General features: G+C 71.1%; 16 protein-coding genes, 1 tRNA gene and 1 pseudogene. 12 read left to right on the plus strand and 6 right to left on the minus strand.

Annotation, left to right across the window (positions count from 1 at the left end; translation table 11 throughout):
* The 5 genes and pseudogenes from ACZ6ZT_RS33215 to ACZ6ZT_RS33235 all read left to right on the plus strand — a co-directional run.
* A pseudogene (locus tag ACZ6ZT_RS33215) lies at positions 1-1,028 on the plus strand (hypothetical protein); the annotation flags it as partial.
* 21 nt (positions 1,029-1,049) lie between these two features.
* Positions 1,050-2,234 (plus strand): type VII secretion-associated serine protease mycosin, encoded by a 1,185-nt coding sequence (gene mycP / locus ACZ6ZT_RS33220; RefSeq protein WP_469724051.1) that lies wholly within the window; start codon positions 1,050-1,052, stop codon positions 2,232-2,234.
* A gap of 37 nt (positions 2,235-2,271) precedes the next feature.
* The gene (locus tag ACZ6ZT_RS33225; RefSeq protein WP_469724052.1) at positions 2,272-2,685 is read left to right on the plus strand and encodes a hypothetical protein; all 414 of its coding nucleotides are present in this window, start codon (positions 2,272-2,274) and stop codon (positions 2,683-2,685) included.
* A 13-nt stretch (positions 2,686-2,698) separates the two neighbouring features.
* The gene (locus ACZ6ZT_RS33230) at positions 2,699-5,047 is read left to right on the plus strand and encodes a hypothetical protein (protein WP_469724054.1); all 2,349 of its coding nucleotides are present in this window, start codon (positions 2,699-2,701) and stop codon (positions 5,045-5,047) included.
* Positions 5,048-5,106: 59 nt separating this feature from the next.
* The gene (locus ACZ6ZT_RS33235) at positions 5,107-5,763 is read left to right on the plus strand and encodes a hypothetical protein (RefSeq protein WP_469724055.1); all 657 of its coding nucleotides are present in this window, start codon (positions 5,107-5,109) and stop codon (positions 5,761-5,763) included.
* A 56-nt stretch (positions 5,764-5,819) separates the two neighbouring features.
* Here the strand turns inward: ACZ6ZT_RS33235 and ACZ6ZT_RS33240 are convergent.
* Positions 5,820-5,891: transfer RNA gene (locus tag ACZ6ZT_RS33240), tRNA-Cys, on the minus strand.
* 159 nt (positions 5,892-6,050) lie between these two features.
* Between ACZ6ZT_RS33240 and ACZ6ZT_RS33245 the strand changes: the two genes are divergently transcribed.
* From ACZ6ZT_RS33245 to ACZ6ZT_RS33260, 4 genes are all read left to right on the plus strand, one after another.
* Complete coding sequence (locus tag ACZ6ZT_RS33245) at positions 6,051-7,514, plus strand: MFS transporter (protein ID WP_469724056.1); 1,464 nt, start codon at positions 6,051-6,053, stop codon at positions 7,512-7,514.
* A gap of 46 nt (positions 7,515-7,560) precedes the next feature.
* Positions 7,561-7,770: a hypothetical protein gene (locus ACZ6ZT_RS33250; RefSeq protein ID WP_469724058.1), complete on the plus strand. Its 210-nt coding sequence runs from the start codon at positions 7,561-7,563 to the stop codon at positions 7,768-7,770.
* On the plus strand, positions 7,767-8,186 hold the full coding sequence (locus ACZ6ZT_RS33255) for a type II toxin-antitoxin system death-on-curing family toxin (RefSeq protein WP_469724060.1): 420 nt from the start codon (positions 7,767-7,769) through the stop codon (positions 8,184-8,186). Before ACZ6ZT_RS33250 ends, ACZ6ZT_RS33255 begins: the two co-directional genes overlap by 4 nt.
* Before the next feature lie 161 nt (positions 8,187-8,347).
* Positions 8,348-10,132, plus strand: coding sequence for a DEAD/DEAH box helicase (locus ACZ6ZT_RS33260; RefSeq protein WP_469724061.1), 1,785 nt, complete (start codon positions 8,348-8,350; stop codon positions 10,130-10,132).
* An 83-nt stretch (positions 10,133-10,215) separates the two neighbouring features.
* Here ACZ6ZT_RS33260 and ACZ6ZT_RS33265 read toward each other — a convergent pair whose 3' ends face one another.
* Positions 10,216-11,355 (minus strand): hypothetical protein, encoded by a 1,140-nt coding sequence (locus ACZ6ZT_RS33265; RefSeq protein WP_469724063.1) that lies wholly within the window; start codon positions 11,353-11,355, stop codon positions 10,216-10,218.
* Positions 11,356-11,722: 367 nt separating this feature from the next.
* Between ACZ6ZT_RS33265 and ACZ6ZT_RS33270 the strand changes: the two genes are divergently transcribed.
* Positions 11,723-12,364: an IclR family transcriptional regulator gene (locus ACZ6ZT_RS33270; RefSeq protein WP_125548273.1), complete on the plus strand. Its 642-nt coding sequence runs from the start codon at positions 11,723-11,725 to the stop codon at positions 12,362-12,364.
* Positions 12,365-12,497: 133 nt separating this feature from the next.
* A complete protein-coding gene (locus ACZ6ZT_RS33275; protein WP_469724064.1) occupies positions 12,498-13,295 on the plus strand; it encodes a S16 family serine protease in 798 nt (265 codons plus the stop codon).
* On the opposite strand, the gene ACZ6ZT_RS33280 is transcribed toward ACZ6ZT_RS33275, so the two are convergent.
* The 4 genes from ACZ6ZT_RS33280 to ACZ6ZT_RS33295 all read right to left on the minus strand — a co-directional run bounded on the left by ACZ6ZT_RS33280 (position 13,225) and on the right by ACZ6ZT_RS33295 (position 16,110).
* Positions 13,225-14,523, minus strand: a complete 1,299-nt coding sequence (locus ACZ6ZT_RS33280) for an MFS transporter (RefSeq protein WP_469724065.1) — start codon at positions 14,521-14,523, stop codon at positions 13,225-13,227. The genes ACZ6ZT_RS33275 and ACZ6ZT_RS33280 overlap by 71 nt on opposite strands.
* Complete coding sequence (locus ACZ6ZT_RS33285; protein WP_469724067.1) at positions 14,520-14,774, minus strand: hypothetical protein; 255 nt, start codon at positions 14,772-14,774, stop codon at positions 14,520-14,522. Before ACZ6ZT_RS33285 ends, ACZ6ZT_RS33280 begins: the two co-directional genes overlap by 4 nt.
* A gap of 175 nt (positions 14,775-14,949) precedes the next feature.
* Positions 14,950-15,549, minus strand: coding sequence for an ArsR/SmtB family transcription factor (locus ACZ6ZT_RS33290; protein ID WP_469724069.1), 600 nt, complete (start codon positions 15,547-15,549; stop codon positions 14,950-14,952).
* Between the two features lie 90 nt (positions 15,550-15,639).
* Complete coding sequence (locus ACZ6ZT_RS33295) at positions 15,640-16,110, minus strand: Lrp/AsnC family transcriptional regulator (protein ID WP_469724070.1); 471 nt, start codon at positions 16,108-16,110, stop codon at positions 15,640-15,642.
* 129 nt (positions 16,111-16,239) lie between these two features.
* Between ACZ6ZT_RS33295 and hppD the strand changes: the two genes are divergently transcribed.
* A complete protein-coding gene (gene hppD, locus ACZ6ZT_RS33300) occupies positions 16,240-17,385 on the plus strand; it encodes a 4-hydroxyphenylpyruvate dioxygenase (protein ID WP_469724071.1) in 1,146 nt (381 codons plus the stop codon).
* Positions 17,386-17,387: the final 2 nt, after the last annotated feature.

The following is a 17,387-nucleotide window of genomic DNA, read 5'->3' on the forward strand; positions in this document are numbered from 1 at the left end:
AGGAGATCGGCCGTAAGGCTTTCACGAAGCTGAACGGTGATCACCAGGAGGCGGTGCAGCAGCTGACGAAGCTGGCGCAGTCATATGAGGCGTCGACGACGCAGATGAACAAGGCGGAGATCCCGACCTTCCCGCCGCCGCCGGGAGTATTTGAGCCGGAGAAGAGCTCCGACGGGATCTACCTGGATCGGTCGAGTGGAGGTTCCGGCGACGGGTCCGTAGCCGGTTCCGGTACTGCCTCTTACGCCCCGGGTTCGAAAACAGGGGTCGCTCCTTCTGGTCAGTACAGCCGGGCGGCGGCTCAGCCGACTTCGCCTGACGGCTCTTTGGCTTCGACGCCGGTGCCTACATCGGTTCTGCCGGATCGCGACGTCACCGTGGACCTCAACCACATCGCGGTGCTGCCGGACAAGACACAGGCCCCGACGGCAGGCATGCCCCCTGTCGGGCCGGTCGGCGCAGGTGGGGGTCTCCCCAATCCCGTCGGACCCGTGCCGCCGTTCCCGTACCGGCCGACCGCAGGTCTGCAGGTGCCGGGTGGAGGCCCTCTGCCGGGTATGCGGCCACCGAGTGGCATCGGGGGAGGCAAGGCTGTGGGAGCGCCTCCGCGTGACACCGGCATCGTGGGCGGTCGGCCGGTTTCGCCTGGTACGCCCGGCGCCGGCATCCCGCGGGGAACGGTCATCGGTGCGGAAGGCTCACATCCTGTTGGTCGGGGCATGGGCGGCTCGATGGGCGGTGGACTCGGTGGTTCTCACGGCCCCTCGGCCGGTTCCCCGTTCGGCCGTCGGCTGGCCACAGAGCCGGGGGGAGTCGTCGGCGGCCGGTCGGTTTCGGGCGGACAGCCGTTCACCCAGGGTGGTTCGGGACTCGTACGCGGCAGTGGCGCGATGGGGCATGCCGGCGCGGGCACTCATACCCCGGCGAAGCGGCGCGGGGAACAGGGCGGCGCGCGCCCCGATTACCTGGCCGAGGACGAAGAGACTTGGCAGGGTGACCGTCGTGTCGTTCCGCCGGTGATCGACTGAGTGGATCGGATGTTGCACGGGATGCGTATGCGCAAGGCGACCTCGGCCCTGGTTGGTTTGCTGCTGGCCGGGGTCGCCGCGACCCCGGCGCATGCGCAGACGATCCGCGAGAAGCAGTGGCACCTCGACGCCATGAAAGCCGAAGACATCTGGAAGACCAGCAAGGGTAAAGGCGTCACGGTCGCTGTCATCGACACCGGAGTGGAACGCATCGCGGAACTTGAAGGCCAAGTCATCCCGGGCAAGGACTTCACACAGGGTTATAAAGGCTATACCGGCGACGAACGCGCCGACTTCGACAAGCACGGAACAGGTATCTCCGCCTTGATTGCCGGGTCGGGTAAACATCCGAGTGGTGATGGTTCGTTCGGATTGGCGCCCGAGACGAAGATCCTCCCCATTCGAGTGCCGTACGAGACAAATCGGAGTACGCCCTCCTGGGCCGCCGCGATTCGATACGCCGCTGACTCCGACGCCAAAATCATCAACATCTCCCTGGGTGTCGATGGCACCCCGCAAGATGATCAAGCCAGGTCGGAGGCCGTGCGATATGCCCTCTCCAAAGGCAAGCTGATCTTTTCGGCAGTGGGCAACGACGGCGACACGGTCAATAGGGTCGAGTACCCGAGCGCAACGCCTGGCGTGGTGGGAGTGGGAGCCGTGGATCGCGACGGGGGTGCCACCAAAGAATCGCAGCATGGCAATCAAGTCGATCTGACAGCGCCCGGCATTGACATCGTCACGGCCTGCGCGGGCAAGACGGAGCTCTGCGAAACGCACGGCACCAGTGACGCTACCGCTCTCGCCTCCGCCTCCGCCGCGTTGCTGTGGTCTGTGCACCCGGACTGGACCAACAACCAGGTGTTGCGGGTGCTGTTGAATACCGCCGGGAAGCCCGTTGACGGGGGTGGGCGGAACGATTACGTCGGCTATGGCGTTGTGCGGCCGCGGGTGGCGGTGCCCGCGCCTGGGGACCCGGGGCCTGCGGATGTGTATCCGCTGCCCGATCTGGCGGCCGCTGGGGCTGCCGGGGCTGAGGGGAAAACGGCCGGAACTGGTTCCCCGCAGCCCGTACCGCAGGCGCCGACAGCCGTTAAGAAGAGTGACGGTGGCGGTAACCTGCCCTGGATCGCGCTCGGGATCGGGGCCTGCGTCCTCATCGGGGGAGCCGTCACCGCAGTCGCCGTACGTCGCAATCGCCGCTGACCAGCCGCCCGCCGCCCGCCACCGCCTGGAGGACCCGATGTCGTTCGACGAGGAATGGGCGGCCGCGCGTACCACCGCCGCGGCCAACGTCTCCATGCGGCTCAACCAGGCTCCCGCCAGCGGCGGCGGCCAGGACCTGGAGCTCAACCAGGACCACATCGGCACCGTCGGCACCGAGGCGTACAAGCTGCACTCGCGTCTCCAGGCCGACGGCAAGCACGCCGCCACCGCCACCACCGAGGCGGCCGGCGCGCTCACCAAGGAGGGGTTCGCCAGTGGAGCGGCCCTCACCAAGCTCGGTGAGCGGTGGGAGAGCCAGGTGAAGACCCTGGTGGCCGCCTGTGCGCAGATCTCCAACGGGCTGGACTACTCCCTCGCCTCGCATCAGAAGGAAGAGCAGAAGCTCTACGCCGAGTTCACGACGTCCAAACTCGACGAGTACCTGAAGTAGGAGGCCGGCGCCCGTGTTGTCGTACGAGAACGTGCTCAACGCCCCGCTCGACAAGTTCCAGACGGCCGCCACCGACTGGCAGGCCATGGCCGGCAAGCTGGACGAGCTGGCCGAGGCCGCCCGTAACGGCATGAAGGCCAAGGCCGACAAGGCCGAGTGGAGCGGGGTCACCGCCGGGGTGGCGCGGACGTTCGTGACGAAGACGGCGAAGGAGTTCGAGGACGCCGCCAAGGAGGCCAAGGGGGTCCACCAGGCGCTCAGTCAGGCGCACGCCGTCTTCAAGGCGTCGCGCGACCAGCTGAGGAAGGTCGCCGAGGAGGCGCCGGCCGCCGGGTTCCGGGTGGATGCCAAGGGCAAAGTGCAGGCGGCTCCGCTCGTCACCGAGCAGGAGCGGTACGCGGCCCGGCACGACCCCGACTATCAGGAGTCCCTCCGCGTCAACATGCCGCTGTGGCAGGCGAAGATCGACGCGGCCGTCGACGCCTGCGACGACGCCGACCAGTCGCTCGCGCGGCTGCTCGCGGCCAACGTCGCCGCGGGCCACGACTTCAGTGCCCCGAAGTACGCCGGGCTCGCCGCCGAGCAGGCGGGGCACGCGGTCGACCTCGCGAAGAAGGGCCGGGACCTTTCGCATGCCGAGCTGGTCGAGCTGAACGAGCTGCTGGCCGACAACGCCAAGGTGGCGGAGTTCTCGACCGGCTTCTACCAGGGGCTCGGGCCCAAGGGCGCGCTCCAGTTCTTCGGGTACATGTCGACCGACGCCCAGGAATGGGGCAAGGTCGACGAGCAGCGGCTCATGGACGTCCAGGAACTCCAGCGGAACCTGGGCTTCAACCTGGCCACGGCGACCAGGTCCACCTCCGAGCCCCATCTGCCCGACAGCTACGCCCTGGAGCTGCGCAAGCTCGGCACCCAGCACATCCCGCTGGCCAAGTACGACCAGAACCCGCCGTACGGTTACCAGCTGCTCGGCGGCATCATGCGCTACGGCAACTACGACCCGAAGTTCCTCGTACCGATCGCCGAGCACGCCACCCAGATCCACGCGAAGGATCCCGACTTCTTCAACGGCACCCGGCGGCTCGACGGCCTCGGCAAGAACCTCCTGAACCCCTCGGGCGTCAACGGCGCCGGCTACGACCCGGTGGTCAGCTTCCTGGAGGCGATGGGGCACAGCCCGGAGGCGGCCGCCGAGTTCTTCGACCCGAAGCGGAGCGACCGACCCGCCTACAACGAGGACGGCACGGTCAAGGCGGGGCACCCGGACCTCGGTAAGGACGCCAAGGGCAAGCCGATCACGAACTACCTCGACTTCTTCGGCAATGCGCAGTACGACTACACCATCGATATGGAAGGCACGAACGTCGACGACCTGAAGAAGGTCGAGAAGTACATGCCGGACGCCTTGGGCCACGCCCTGGAGGCGGCCGCCCTCGGCCACGCCTGGGACGATCCCCACCCCGAGCTGCACCGGACCGACGCCGGGGCGCGGGTCATGGCGGCAGCAGCGACGAAGTACGGCGGCGACGCCGAGCTGCTCATGCATCAAGGGGTTCTCGCGGACAGCCTGAGCAGCATGACGGCCGGGTACATCGATGACGTCAACCAGGCGCTCGACGGGAACGGGAGCCAGAGCGTCTTCGCTCCACGGGACGGTGACAAGCAGGCACACGTCCAGTTCGACCGGGCTGTGGCCCGTGACCTGCTCGCCGCCCTCGGACAGCACCCCGACGCCTATGCCACTGTGACCACAGCGGAACGCGTCTACGCCGCGAGCGTTCTGGAGAGTCAGGCGGAGCACGACGGCGGGATCGATGAAGGCCGTGCCCGTGCGACGATCCGGACCACGGCCGAGGCGCAGGGCATCCTCGACGAATCACGGGCGGGTCAGGTCCAGGGCGTCGGTGAAAAGAAGCACGAGGAGTACGAGAAGGCGCACGAGCAGCGTTCCGCCTGGGTCGAGTTCGGTACCACGGCAGCCATCGCGGGCGGGGTGGCCTTCCTGCCCGCCACGGTCGCCGCGGCCGGTGCGGCGGCGATCGTCGTGCCCCTGGCCATGGACGTCGGCAGTGGAGCCGTCGAGCAGCTCGCCTCGCAGGTCATCGGAGAGTGGTCGGACGAGGCCAAGGAAAAGCACAAGGACGAGATCGACGGAGAGACGCACGAGAGCAACAAGGCCATGTTCCAGGCGGGCGAGCACAGTGCCGAGGCGCCGATGAAGAAATTCATGGTCCGCCATGGAGTGGATCCGAACAGCGACTTCGCCAACGACTTCACCGAGTCGATGCGCCTCGGGTATGAAACCGGCAACTCCATCGCCCGCCATCAGGGCCACGAGGCCCAGACCAAGGGCGTCAAGTGAGTCGCGGCCGGATAAGGCGCCTCGGAGCGGGCCCGACCGTCGGCCTGGCGGTGTTCGCCATGGCCGCCGTCGGTTGTTCCGCCGGGGAGCCCGAGCCGTCGACGGGAGTCGCGGAGCCGCCGAAGCTCGCCACCGGCCAGGTCTGCCCGGGCCTCTTCACGGCCGAAGCAGGCAAGGCGTTGGAGCGCGTACTCGAATCCACGACGTTCCTCCTGCGCGAGGAAGGCGAGAACCCGGACGTCCGGGCCGTTTCGCAGACGATGGAGGACGCGTACCGGGCGGGCGGCAACATCCGTGACATGCCCCAGCCGGCCTGCACGATCTCCGGGGCGAAGCCCGCAGAGCACTACCCCACGGCGCGGGTGCGGTTCACCGCCTCCAGCAAACACGCCGCGGACCCGGCCGACCTCCCCGGCGCGAGCGCCGGCGGCCCGCAGGTGGCGGCACAGGGGAAGAACGTCGAGCTGTGGTTCGACTGCGTCAGCTCCACCGTCGGTTCGACCTCGGACATCCCGCTCCGGATCCGGGTGGACTTCCAGGAGCAGTGGGACGAGAGCGAAGGCGCCGCCGTACTCGGCCGGGATTACCTGTCCATCACCCACTCGGCCGCCTTGGCCGTCGCCAAGGAGCTCCGCTGCCAGAATGACGCGGGTCTGCCCGCGAGGGCCGGAGACCTTCCGGCCTCGGAGGGCCGTTCCGGAGCACCGACCCCCTGAACCCCCGCGCGGAAGGCCGTCCCGCGGATGGGGATCCGTGGGGCGGCCTTCGGGGGAAGCCGTGACCGGAATCGAACCGGCGTAACTCGCTTTGCAGGCGAGTCCCTCAACCACTCGGGCACACGGCTGGGTTGGGGTGTGGGGACGACCGTACGGGGGTGCGGGGCGGGGCGGGAAGGGGGAGCTGGGGGCTGTCATGTGGTGTTCACAGTCCTAGGTCTCGGGGACCAGGTGGGTTCGGTCAAATGACAGGGGCGATCGGCGGGTACGGGGCTTACTCTGGGGCGATGAGTGCCCTCGACGAACCCCGTGTGTCCGTGTCCGCCGCTGCCCCGCCCCAGCCGGGCGGCGTTCTCGGGCCGGCGTACCGGGCGCTCAGCGTCGGGATGATCTCGGTGATCTTCCTTATCGCGTTCGAGGCCACCGCCGTCGGGACGGCCATGCCCGTCGCCGCGCGGGAGCTGGACGGGGTCGGGCTGTACGCCTTCGCGTTCTCCGCGTACTTCACGACCAGCCTCTTCGGGATGGTGCTGTCCGGGCAGTGGGCCGACCGGCAGGGGCCGTTGCGCCCGCTGACCGTCGGCATCGGGGCCTTCGCCGCCGGGCTGGTGTGCTCCGGGACCGCCGGGGTCATGGGGGTCTTCGTACTCGGCCGGGCCGTGCAGGGCTTCGGTGGCGGGCTGGTCATCGTCGCCCTGTACGTGGTCGTCAGCCGGGCTTACGAGGAGCGGCTGCGGCCCGCCATCATGGCCGCCTTCGCCGCGAGCTGGGTGGTGCCGTCCATCGTGGGGCCGCTCGCCGCCGGGTCGGTCACCGAGCACCTCGGCTGGCGCTGGGTGTTCCTCGGGATCCCGGCGCTGGTCGTCGTACCGCTGGTGGTGGCGCTGCCCGCCATCCGGCGCACCGCCTCCGGGCCGGTGGACCCCGGGGCGCCCGTCGCCTTCGACCGGCGCCGGATCCGGTTCGCGTTCGGCATCTCGGTGGGGGCGGGGCTGCTCCAGTACGCCGCCCAGGACCTGCGGTGGCTGTCGCTGCTGCCGGGCGTCGCCGGGGTGGCGCTGCTGGTGCCGGCGGTGCGCGCGCTGATGCCGCGCGGGACGTACCTGGCCCGGCGCGGACTGCCGTCCGTGGTGCTGTTGCGCGGGATCGCGGGGGGCGCCTTCATCGGGGCCGAGAGCTTCGTGCCGCTGATGCTGGTCACCCAGCGGGGCCTGAGCCCGACGCTGGCGGGCTTCTCGCTCGCGCTGGGCGGGGTGACGTGGGCGGTCGGCTCCTGGGTGCAGTCCAAGGGGCGGGTGGCGCCCTACCGCAAGCCGCTCATGGTGACCGGGATGGTGCTGGTGGCCTTCGCCATCGCGGCGGCCCCGGCCGTGCTCGTCGAGTCCGTGCCCGTCTGGTCGGTGGCGCTGGCCTGGGGGGTGGGCTGCCTCGGCATGGGGCTGGTGGTCGGCCCGACCAGCGTGCTGCTGCTGGAGCTGTCGGCGCCCGAGGAGGCCGGGGCGAACTCCGCCGCGCTGCAGATCTCCGACGCCCTCGCGAACGTGGTGCTGCTCGCGGCCGTCGGCGCCGCCTTCGCCGCGCTCGGCGGGGGCGCGGTGGGCGGTGCGCACGCCCTCACCGGGAGCGCCGCCGCATCGGCCTCGGCATCCCATCCCGGGGCCTTCCTCGCGGTGTTCCTGCCGCTGTCCCTGATCGCGCTGGCGGGGGCGTGGGTCGTGACCCGGCTGGCTCCCGCCCCGGCGAAGCACTGAGGAGAACTGAAGAGAGGTGTACGGGGGGAGCGGATAGGTTCGGGGGATGGATGAGATGGTCATTCCCCTTTCCCTTCTTTCCGGCGCCGAGCGCGCGGAGCTCGCCGACCTGGCCGATGCCGCCGGGCGCACCCCCGAGGAGCTCGCGCTGGACGCCGTACGGGAACACCTGCGGGCGGAGCGCGAGCGCGTCGGGCAGGCCGCCGCGCGGCTCGCCCGGGCCCACGCCCCGCTGCTGGAGAGGCTCGGGCAGTGAGCGCGGTCCCGGCCCCGGTTCCGGTCCCGGCGCTGACCGTGCGCCACCTCACCCTCGTCGAGGTCCTCGATCTGGCCCGGCACGCCTGCCTGGTCCGGGACCAGCCGGTGGAGCTGCGCGCCCCCGGGCTGCTGGAGTCGGCCGTGCACCGGCCGAGGGCGCGGATGATGGGGACGCCCGCGTACGAGGACCCGTACGAGCAGGCGGCCGCGCTGCTGCACGGCATCGTGGCGAACCACCCGCTGGTCGACGGGAACAAGCGGACGGCCTGGCTGGCCGCCGCCACCTTCCTCGCGGTGAACGGCGTGGACCTCGTGGCGGTGGACCAGGAGGCGGCGTACGGGCTGGTCATGGACGTCGCGGCCGGGCGGGAGGCGGACGTCACGGTGATCGCGGAGCGGCTGCGCGCGCTCTGAGCCGGGCGGGGGCCGGGCGGGGCAGGAGGGGTGCGGTGTGACGCTCGACGCACCCGCCGAGGTCACGGGCCTGTCCCCCGGGGAGGGGTGGGCCGGGGCCGGTAGGGTGGCCCGGTTGTCCTACGTACGACCGCGACCGTGACTGAGACGAACCGGAGACCGTGACTACTACCGCCTCCCACCACCTCTCACCCGCCTTCCCCGGCCGTGCGCCGTGGGGCACCGCCAGCAAGCTGCGTGCCTGGCAGGAGGGTGCCCTCAACCGGTACATCGAGACGCAGCCGCGGGACTTCCTCGCGGTCGCGACCCCCGGGGCCGGCAAGACCACCTTCGCGCTGACCCTCGCCTCCTGGCTGCTGCACCACCACGTGGTCCAGCAGGTGACCGTCGTCGCGCCGACCGAGCACCTGAAGAAGCAGTGGGCGGAGGCGGCGGCCCGGATAGGCATCCGGCTCGACCCGGAGTACTCGGCCGGGCCGCTGAGCAAGGACTACCACGGGGTCGCCGTCACGTACGCGGGCGTCGGCGTGCGCCCGATGCTCCACCGCAACCGCTGCGAGCAGCGCAAGACGCTGGTGATCCTCGACGAGATCCACCACGCGGGCGACTCGAAGTCATGGGGCGAGGCCTGCCTGGAGGCGTTCGACCCGGCGACGCGCCGCCTCGCGCTGACCGGTACGCCCTTCCGGTCCGACACGAACCCGATCCCCTTCGTCACGTACGAGGAGGGCAACGACGGGATCCGCCGCTCCTCGGCGGACTACACGTACGGCTACGGGAACGCGCTCGGCGACGGCGTCGTCCGGCCGGTCATCTTCCTCTCCTACAGCGGCAACATGCGCTGGCGCACGAAGGCGGGCGACGAGATCGCGGCCCGTCTCGGCGAGCCGATGACCAAGGACGCCATCTCGCAGGCCTGGCGCACCGCGCTGGACCCGCGCGGCGACTGGATGCCGAACGTGCTGCGCGCCGCCGACCAGCGGCTGACGGAGGTCAGGAAGGGCATCCCGGACGCGGGCGGCCTCGTCATCGCCGCCGACCAGGACTCGGCGCGCGCGTACGCCAAGCTGCTCCGCGAGATCACCGGGACCAAGGCCACGGTCGTCCTGTCGGACGACACGGGCGCTTCGAAGAACATCGACGCCTTCAGCGCGAACAACGACCGCTGGATGGTCGCCGTCCGCATGGTGTCCGAGGGTGTCGACGTACCGCGCCTGGCGGTCGGCGTGTACGCGACGACGATCTCGACGCCGCTGTTCTTCGCGCAGGCCGTCGGGCGTTTCGTACGATCGCGCAGGCGCGGCGAGACGGCGTCCGTGTTCCTTCCGACGATCCCCTACCTGCTCGGCTTCGCGAACGAGATGGAGGTCGAGCGCGACCACGTCCTCGACAAGCCGAAGAAGCAGGGCGAGGAGGATCCGTACGCCGAGTCCGAGAAGGAGATGGACGAGGCGAACCGGCAGGAGGACGAGGACACCGGCGAAGAGGAGCAGATGTCCTTCGAGGCGCTGGAGTCCGACGCCGTCTTCGACCGGGTGCTGTACGACGGCGCCGAGTTCGGCATGCAGGCGCACCCGGGCAGCGAGGAGGAGCAGGACTACCTCGGCATCCCGGGGCTGCTGGAGCCGGACCAGGTGCAGATGCTGCTGCAGAAGCGGCAGTCGCGGCAGATCGCGCACAGCCGGCGCAAGCCGGACGCGGAGGCGGACCTGCTGGAGCTGCCGGCCGACCGGCGCCCGGTGGTGTCGCACAAGGAGCTGCTGGAGCTGCGCAAGTCGCTGAACACGATGGTCGGCGCGTACGTCCACCAGAGCGGCAAGCCGCACGGGGTCATTCACACCGAGCTGCGCCGGGTGTGCGGGGGGCCGCCGAGCGCGGAGGCGACGGCGGGGCAGCTGCGGGAGCGGATCAAGAAGGTGCAGGAGTGGGCTACGCGGATGCGGTAGCCGGGGGAGGGTGAGGGGCGAAGACGGGGACGGGGCCCGTGCGCTGTCGCGCACGGGCCCCGCTCTCGTGTGACGGCCTACGGTCAGGCGCCGACGCGCCGACGGCGGCCGGTGCCCGCGACCAGGGCCGCGCCCATGGCGAGGGCGACACCGCCGGCGCCGAGGGCCCAGCTGGTGGCCGCGTCGGTACCGGTCTCGGCGAGCTGGCCACCGGCGTTGGTGGTGGTGCCCGCGGTGCCGGTGCCCGTACCGGTGCCGCTGCCGGTGTTGTGGTCGACGATCGGCGTGGTGGTGCCGCCGCCGTTCGGCTTGGAGTCGTTGCCGCCACCGGTGTGGCCGCCGGTCTGGCCACCACCGTTGTCGTGGCCGCCGTTGTTGCCGGGGCCCGCGATCTTGGACTCGACGAAGTTGTCCGAGGAGTAGCTCTCGTCACCCTCGGCGTTGCTCCAGCCCGTGGGGGTGAGCGCGATGTCGGTCGCCGGGGCGTTCTTGTCGAACTTCAGACGGAGCTTGATGTCGAACTTGTCGTCCTTGGCGATCGCGCCGTGACCGAAGTTCAGGCTGAACACGCCGTCGGAGCCGGCCGACTCGGCCGGGTACCAGTCCCAGTTGCCGTCCTCGTCGGGCAGGTAGACCTCAAGGGCGATGTAGCCGTCCTTGAACTTGGTCGTACGGGTCAGCAGGTCGACACCGAGCTGGTAGTCCTTGTGGTCCTTGCCGCCGGTGTTGTCCACCTCGATGGTGAACTCCTGCCAGCCCCCGCCGGGCTTGAAGGAGGACGGCAGGTCCTTGATCGCCAGCTTCGGGCCGTCGGCGACCCACTTCGCGGCGTCCTGGGCGTCGGTCTCGCCCACGGTCTTCGCGGCCCCGGCCGGGGTCTCCGCGCCGGGCTTGGCGGCGGGGGCCTCGGTGGCGGGCTTCGCGGCGTCGGTCGCCGGAGCCGGGGTCTCGGTGGCCGGCTTGGCGGCGTCCGTGGCCGGCGCCGGGGTCTCCACGGCGGGCTTGGCGGCGTCGGTGACCGGCGCCGGGGTCTCCACGGCCGGGACGGTGGTCTCCGCCGGGGCCGGGGTCTCGGCCGCACCGGCGGTGTCGTCCTTCGGAGCCGCGTCCGGCGTGCTGATCGCCGGGTTCTGGACCTCGTCCGCCATCGCGGGAGTCGCCATGAGGACCGTCGGGCCCACCACGGCGGCGGCGGCGACGATGGCCATGCGCTTCAGGTTCACTTGTACTTCTTTCCCCTACGTGGGCACGGCGTCGGACGCCCCACCCACCCCCAGACTTCTTTTTGAACGTGATCAGAGTAAGGGGCCTGTAAAGCGATTTTCGTCTGGAGAACATTACGAATTGACACACCCGTACTCAGAAAATGACGCAAACCGGCAGCAGGCGACCGGATTCTGGACGAGGCCTTCCGCTGAGCGGACCCGCTCGCTACTGTCCCCGCATCGAACGCCCCGTGGCAGCGCCGCCGCGGGAGCGCAGCCGGTGCCATGGCCGCTACCGGCGGCCTCTCCGTGCGTCGCCGAGGGACCGGCAGCGCTCCACCCCGCGAGAGTCACCGCCGCCCACCGAAAGAGAGGCAGAGGCGTCGTGACCGCGGAGACCTCCCAGACTCTCGACCGAGGACTCAGAGTCCTCAAGCTGCTCGCCGACACCGACCACGGTCTGACCGTCACCGAGCTGTCCAACCGCCTCGGTGTCAACCGCACCGTCGTCTACCGCCTGCTCGCGACCCTCGAACAGCACGCCCTCGTACGCCGCGACCTCGGCGGCCGGGCCCGCGTCGGGCTCGGCGTACTGCGGCTGGGACGTCAGGTCCACCCGCTGGTACGGGAGGCCGCCCTGCCCGCCCTGCGCTCGCTCGCCGAGGACATAGGCGCCACCGCGCACCTGACCCTCGTCGACGGCACCGAGGCGCTCGCCGTCGCCGTCGTCGAGCCGACCTGGACCGACTACCACGTCGCCTACCGGGCCGGGTTCCGCCACCCGCTGGACCGGGGCGCGGCCGGGCGGGCCATCCTGGCCGCCCGTCAGGGCACGCTCATCGAGCCGGGCTACACCCTGACCCACGGAGAGCTCGAAGCGGGCGCGAGCGGCGCGGCCGCCCCGCTGGTCGGTGTCACCGGGCTGGAGGGCAGCGTCGGCGTCGTGATGCTGGCCGACGCCGTGCCCGAGCGGGTCGGCCCGCGCGTGGTCGACGCGGCCCGCGAGGTCGCCGACGCACTGCGCTAGCCGCCGGGGAGCCGGGGGCTCCGCCCCCCGGACCCGCGCGGACCGCCCCGGGCCTGGCCCCGGGCCCGCGCCGAGCCGCGTCCCCCGGCACCGGCGCGGCGGGAACGGGTACGCGGCCCGATAGATTGGCCGGGTGCTCTCTCGCCTCACACGTCTGCCGCGTCCCACCGCCCTGGCCGTCTGCGCGCTGCCCGTGGCCGCGCTGTTCGCCGTGGCCGCCCTCGCGCCGCTGCCCTTCGTGATCGCCCAGCCGGGCCTCACGGCCGACGTGCTCGGCACCCGCGACGGCAAGCCCGTCATCGTCGTCGACGGCGCGCCCACCCGTGACACCAAGGGCCAGCTGCGGATGACCACCATCCAGGCCACCGGCCCCTCGTCCTCGGCGACCCTGCCCGAACTCCTCGGCGACTGGTTCGACACCAGCCGGGCGGTCATGCCGAGGGCGGCCGTCTACCCGTCGGGCGGAAGCGACAAGGAGATCGAGCGGCACAACCTGGAGGAGATGACACAGTCGCAGTCCTCCGCCGCCGAGGCCGCGCTCGGCTATCTCCACAAGGACCCCAAGTCGGTCAAGGTCGAGCTGAACCTCGCCGACGTCGGCGGTCCCAGCGCCGGCCTCCTGTTCTCCCTCGGCATCGTCGACAAGCTCGACGGCGACGGCAGCGGCGGCGACCTCACGGGCGGGCGCACCATCGCCGGTACGGGAACCATCGCGGCCGACGGAACGGTCGGCGCGGTCGGCGGCGTGGGCCTCAAGACCCAGGCCGCCCGCCGCGACGGGGCGACGGTCTTCCTCGTCCCGAAGGCGGAATGCTCCGACGCCAAGGCCGAGCTCCCCGAGGGGCTGCGGCTGATTCCCGTCACCTCGTTGAACGGGGCCGTGGAGTCGTTGCGGGTGTTGGGGCGGGGTGGGGTGGTTCCGGGTTGCTGACGCGTGGGGTGGGGTCCAGGGCGCGCCAGCACGGGAAGAGGAGCGGGGCCAGGGTGGCCGCCAGGTAGGTGGCGCCGAAGGCGAGGAGGGCCGGGGTCACGCCGAGGGCGTCGACCAGGAGGCCGGCGGTGAGGCCGCCGAGCGGCATGGCCAGTTCGCAGCCCGCCGTCGTCACGCTGGAGACCCGGCTGCGCAGGTGCTCCGGCACCAGTTCGTAGATCACCGTGCTCAGGATCGGGTTGAGCACCCCCGCGCCCAGGCCGGACACGGCCATCACCGCCGCGAGTGGCAGCGGGGTGTCGGTGAGGGCGGCCGTCACGTAGCGGGGAGCCCCACACAGGAGGAACGCCACCGCGAACACGGGCCGACGGGGCAGGCGTTCGCCCCAGGCTCCGTAGAGCAGGGCGCCCAGCAGGGCGGAGCCGCCGAACAGGGAGATCATCAGGCCGACATCGGCGGCGCTGCCGAGCTCCTCGCGGCCGTGCACGGGCAGCAGGACGGCGCCCCAGCCCTGGTCGAGGCCGTTGGTGACCATCACCATCAGGGTGACGCCGGTCAGCAGTCGGGAGCGGGTCAGGAAGGCCCAGCCCTCGCCCAGTTCGGTGCGGTACGAGGCGAACGACGGCTTCGCGGCGCCGGGTTGGGGTTCGGCGGCCGGGACGCCGCGCAGGAAGGCGCCGACCAGCAGGGCGGAGGCGGCGAAGGTGGCCGCGTCCAGGAGCAGTACCGTCTCGGCGCCGAGGAACGCGATCAGGAGTCCGGCGGTGGCGGCGCCGATCATCCGGGCTCCGCGCGAGACGGCGTCGTAGAGGCTGGCCGCCCGGGCGATCGTGGTGCCGGCGTGCGCGGCGAGGTCGGGGAGCAGGACGGCGCGGGCGGTCAGCCCGGGGGTGTGCGCGAGGCCGCCGACGGCCATCAGCGCGCACAGCATCCAGAAGTCCAGCAGGCCCGCGCCGTGCAGCAGCGGGATCGCGCCGACGGCGAGGCCGCAGACCAGGTCGGAGGCGACGGAGACCCGGCGGCGGCCGATCCGGTCGATGACCGGGCCGCCGACCAGCGCGGCGACGATCACGGGCAGGGCGGCGCAGAAGGCGACGACGCCGGCCCGCCCGGCGCTGCCCGTGGTCTGTAGCACGAACCACGGGACGCCGATCAGGGTGAGCGAACTCCCCGCTATGGAAATGGTGTTGGCCGCCAGGACCGCCGCGAAGGGGCGCCGCCCGCTCATGCCGCGTGCCGGTGGACGCGGGCGTGGGGGCGGGCCGGCCCCCGCAGGCGCAGTCCGGCGGCGATCAGAGCCTCGCCGAGCCGCTGGCGCAGGGCGGGGGTGAGGGCGGGGGCGGTGGGGGCGGCGTTCTCGTGGGCCAGCCGCCAGACGGCGGCCTCCGCGGCGAGCTCGGCGGTGCGGGCGGCGTGCAGGACATCGTGCGGAAAGGCGGGTGAGAGGGTGTTCGGGGAGGTGTGCGGGAAGGTGTGCATGGCAGGACTCCTTCGGTGCGGGGGCCGGGTGGCGGGGGGAGCGTGGTGCGTACGTCGTGCGGGCGCGCGGGCAGGGCGGAGCGACGCGCGGGCTGTACGGACTGCGGCGCGTGCGGGGGTCGGTCAGGGCGTGCGGGGGAGTGCGGGGGCGTGCGGGGCCGTGCGGGCCGGGCGGCTACGGCATGCGGCGTGGGAAAGCGTGCGTGTGGACGCGTACCGACTCGGCGCCCTCGGACTCCGGCAGGTCGCGGTAGCTGTTGAGCAACTCGTGCAACTTGTCGATCAGTTCGTGACTCTGCGCGGCCGTCAGCCGCAGCGTGAAGTCGCTGACGTCCGATCCGCGCCGCCACTCCTGCGGCCAGCTGTGGGCGCTGCCCAGCCAACTGTCCATCTCCTGGGCGTGGATGGTCGCGATCTCGTGCAGCAAGACCTCCGCCGCGCCGCGGGTGGCCGGGTCCTCGTCGTACATCAGGGAGTCGTCGAGCGCCGTGCCGTCGTGCGCGGCGCGCCACCAGCGTTCGCGGCCCTTGCCGTGCTCGGGCGCGTCCTCGACGAAGCCGTGGGCGGCGAGCTGGCGCAGGTGGTAGCTGGTGGCGCCGCTGGATTCCCCGAGTTCCTCCGCCAGCCGCGACGCGGTGGCGGGGCCGTTGTGGCGCAGGGAGGCGAGGAGCCGGATCCGCAGGGGGTGGGCGAGCCCGCGCAGGGAGCGGGCGTCGAGGGTCCGGACGTTCGGCTCGTGCGGATCAGGGGCTGCGGCGGCGCTCTTCTCGGGCATGGCACCACCGTAGAGTTGCAAAGACTTCCATGCAAGGGTTTTTTTGCAACTACTTCTTTGTAACTGCCCCTTTGCCGCCCCTTCTTCGTGTCAGTGGTCCTCCGCCGCCTGCTCCACCAGCGGGATGATCCGCAGCGGCACCGGGTTCTCCATCACGATCGCCGTCGACGCGCGCACGATGCCCTCGAAGCCGACGACCCGGTCGATCACCCGCTGGAGGTCCGCGTTCGACCGGGCCACCAGCCGGCAGAGCATGTCCCCGTGCCCGGTGGTGGTGTGCAGCTCCAGCACCTCCGGGACGCCGTCCAGGTGGGCCCGTACGTCCGCACCCTGGCCCTGCTTGATCTCCAGCGTGGCGAACGCCGTCACCGGATAGCCGAGGGCGGCCGGGTCGACCTGCGGGCCGAAGCCGCGGATCACCCCGTTCGACTGGAGCCGGTCGAGGCGCGCCTGCACCGTCCCGCGCGCCACCCCGAGCCGCCGCGAGGCCTCCAGCACCCCGATCCGCGGCTCGCGCGCGAGCAGCACGATGAGTCGGCCGTCAAGCTCGTCGATCCCCATGGGGAGCCTTCCTGGATCGGCTGGTCATCCTGCACAGATCTCTCAGTCATCCTCGGTCCCCGCTGGTCATTCTGTACAGCGGAAATGGAAACTATTGCGCAGCTTGTGGAAGGGCGGGACTCTGCGGTCATGACTGAGACCCTCGACACCACCCCGCACACCGCGCGTGAGGCGGACCCCTTCCCGGTGAAGGGCATGGACGCGGTCGTCTTCGCCGTCGGCAACGCCAAGCAGGCCGCGCACTACTACTCGACCGCCTTCGGCATGAAGCTCGTCGCCTACTGCGGACCGGAGACCGGCAGCCGCGAGAGCGCCAGCTACGTCCTGACCAACGGTTCGGCCCGCTTCGTGCTCACCACGGTCATCAAGCCGACGACGGACCACGGCCGCTTCCTCGCCGAGCACGTCGCCGAGCACGGCGACGGCGTCGTGGACCTCGCCATCGAGGTGCCGGACGCACGGGCCGCGTACGCGTACGCCGTCGAGCACGGCGCGCGCGGTCTGGACGAGCCGTACGAGGTCAAGGACGAGCACGGCACGGTCGTCCTCGCCGCCATCGCCACCTACGGCCAGACCCGCCACACCCTGGTCGAGCGCAAGGACTACACCGGCCCCTACCTGCCCGGTTACGTCACCGCCTCGCCGATCGTCGAGCCGCCGGCCAAGCGCGTCTTCCAGGCGATCGACCACTGCGTCGGCAACGTCGAGCTCGGCCGCATGAACGAGTGGGTGGCGTTCTACAACAAGGTCATGGGCTTCACGAACATGAAGGAGTTCGTGGGCGACGACATCGCGACCGAGTACTCGGCGCTGATGTCCAAGGTGGTCGCGGACGGCACCCTGAAGGTGAAGTTCCCGATCAACGAGCCGGCGATCGCGAAGAAGAAGTCGCAGATCGACGAGTACCTGGAGTTCTACGGCGGCGCGGGCGTCCAGCACATCGCGCTCGCCACCAACGACATCGTCGCCTCCGTGCGCGCGATGCGCGCCGCGGGCGTGCAGTTCCTCGACACCCCCGACTCGTACTACGACACGCTCGGCGAGTGGGCCGGCGAGACCCGGGTGCCCGTCGAGATCCTGCGCGAGCTGAAGATCCTGGTCGACCGGGACGAGGACGGCTACCTGCTCCAGATCTTCACCAAGCCGGTCCAGGACCGCCCGACCGTCTTCTTCGAGATGATCGAGCGCCACGGCTCCATGGGCTTCGGCAAGGGCAACTTCAAGGCCCTGTTCGAGGCCATCGAGCGCGAGCAGGAGAAGCGCGGCAACCTCTGACG

The sequence above is a fragment of the Streptomyces sp. NPDC102258 genome, assembly GCF_055584685.1.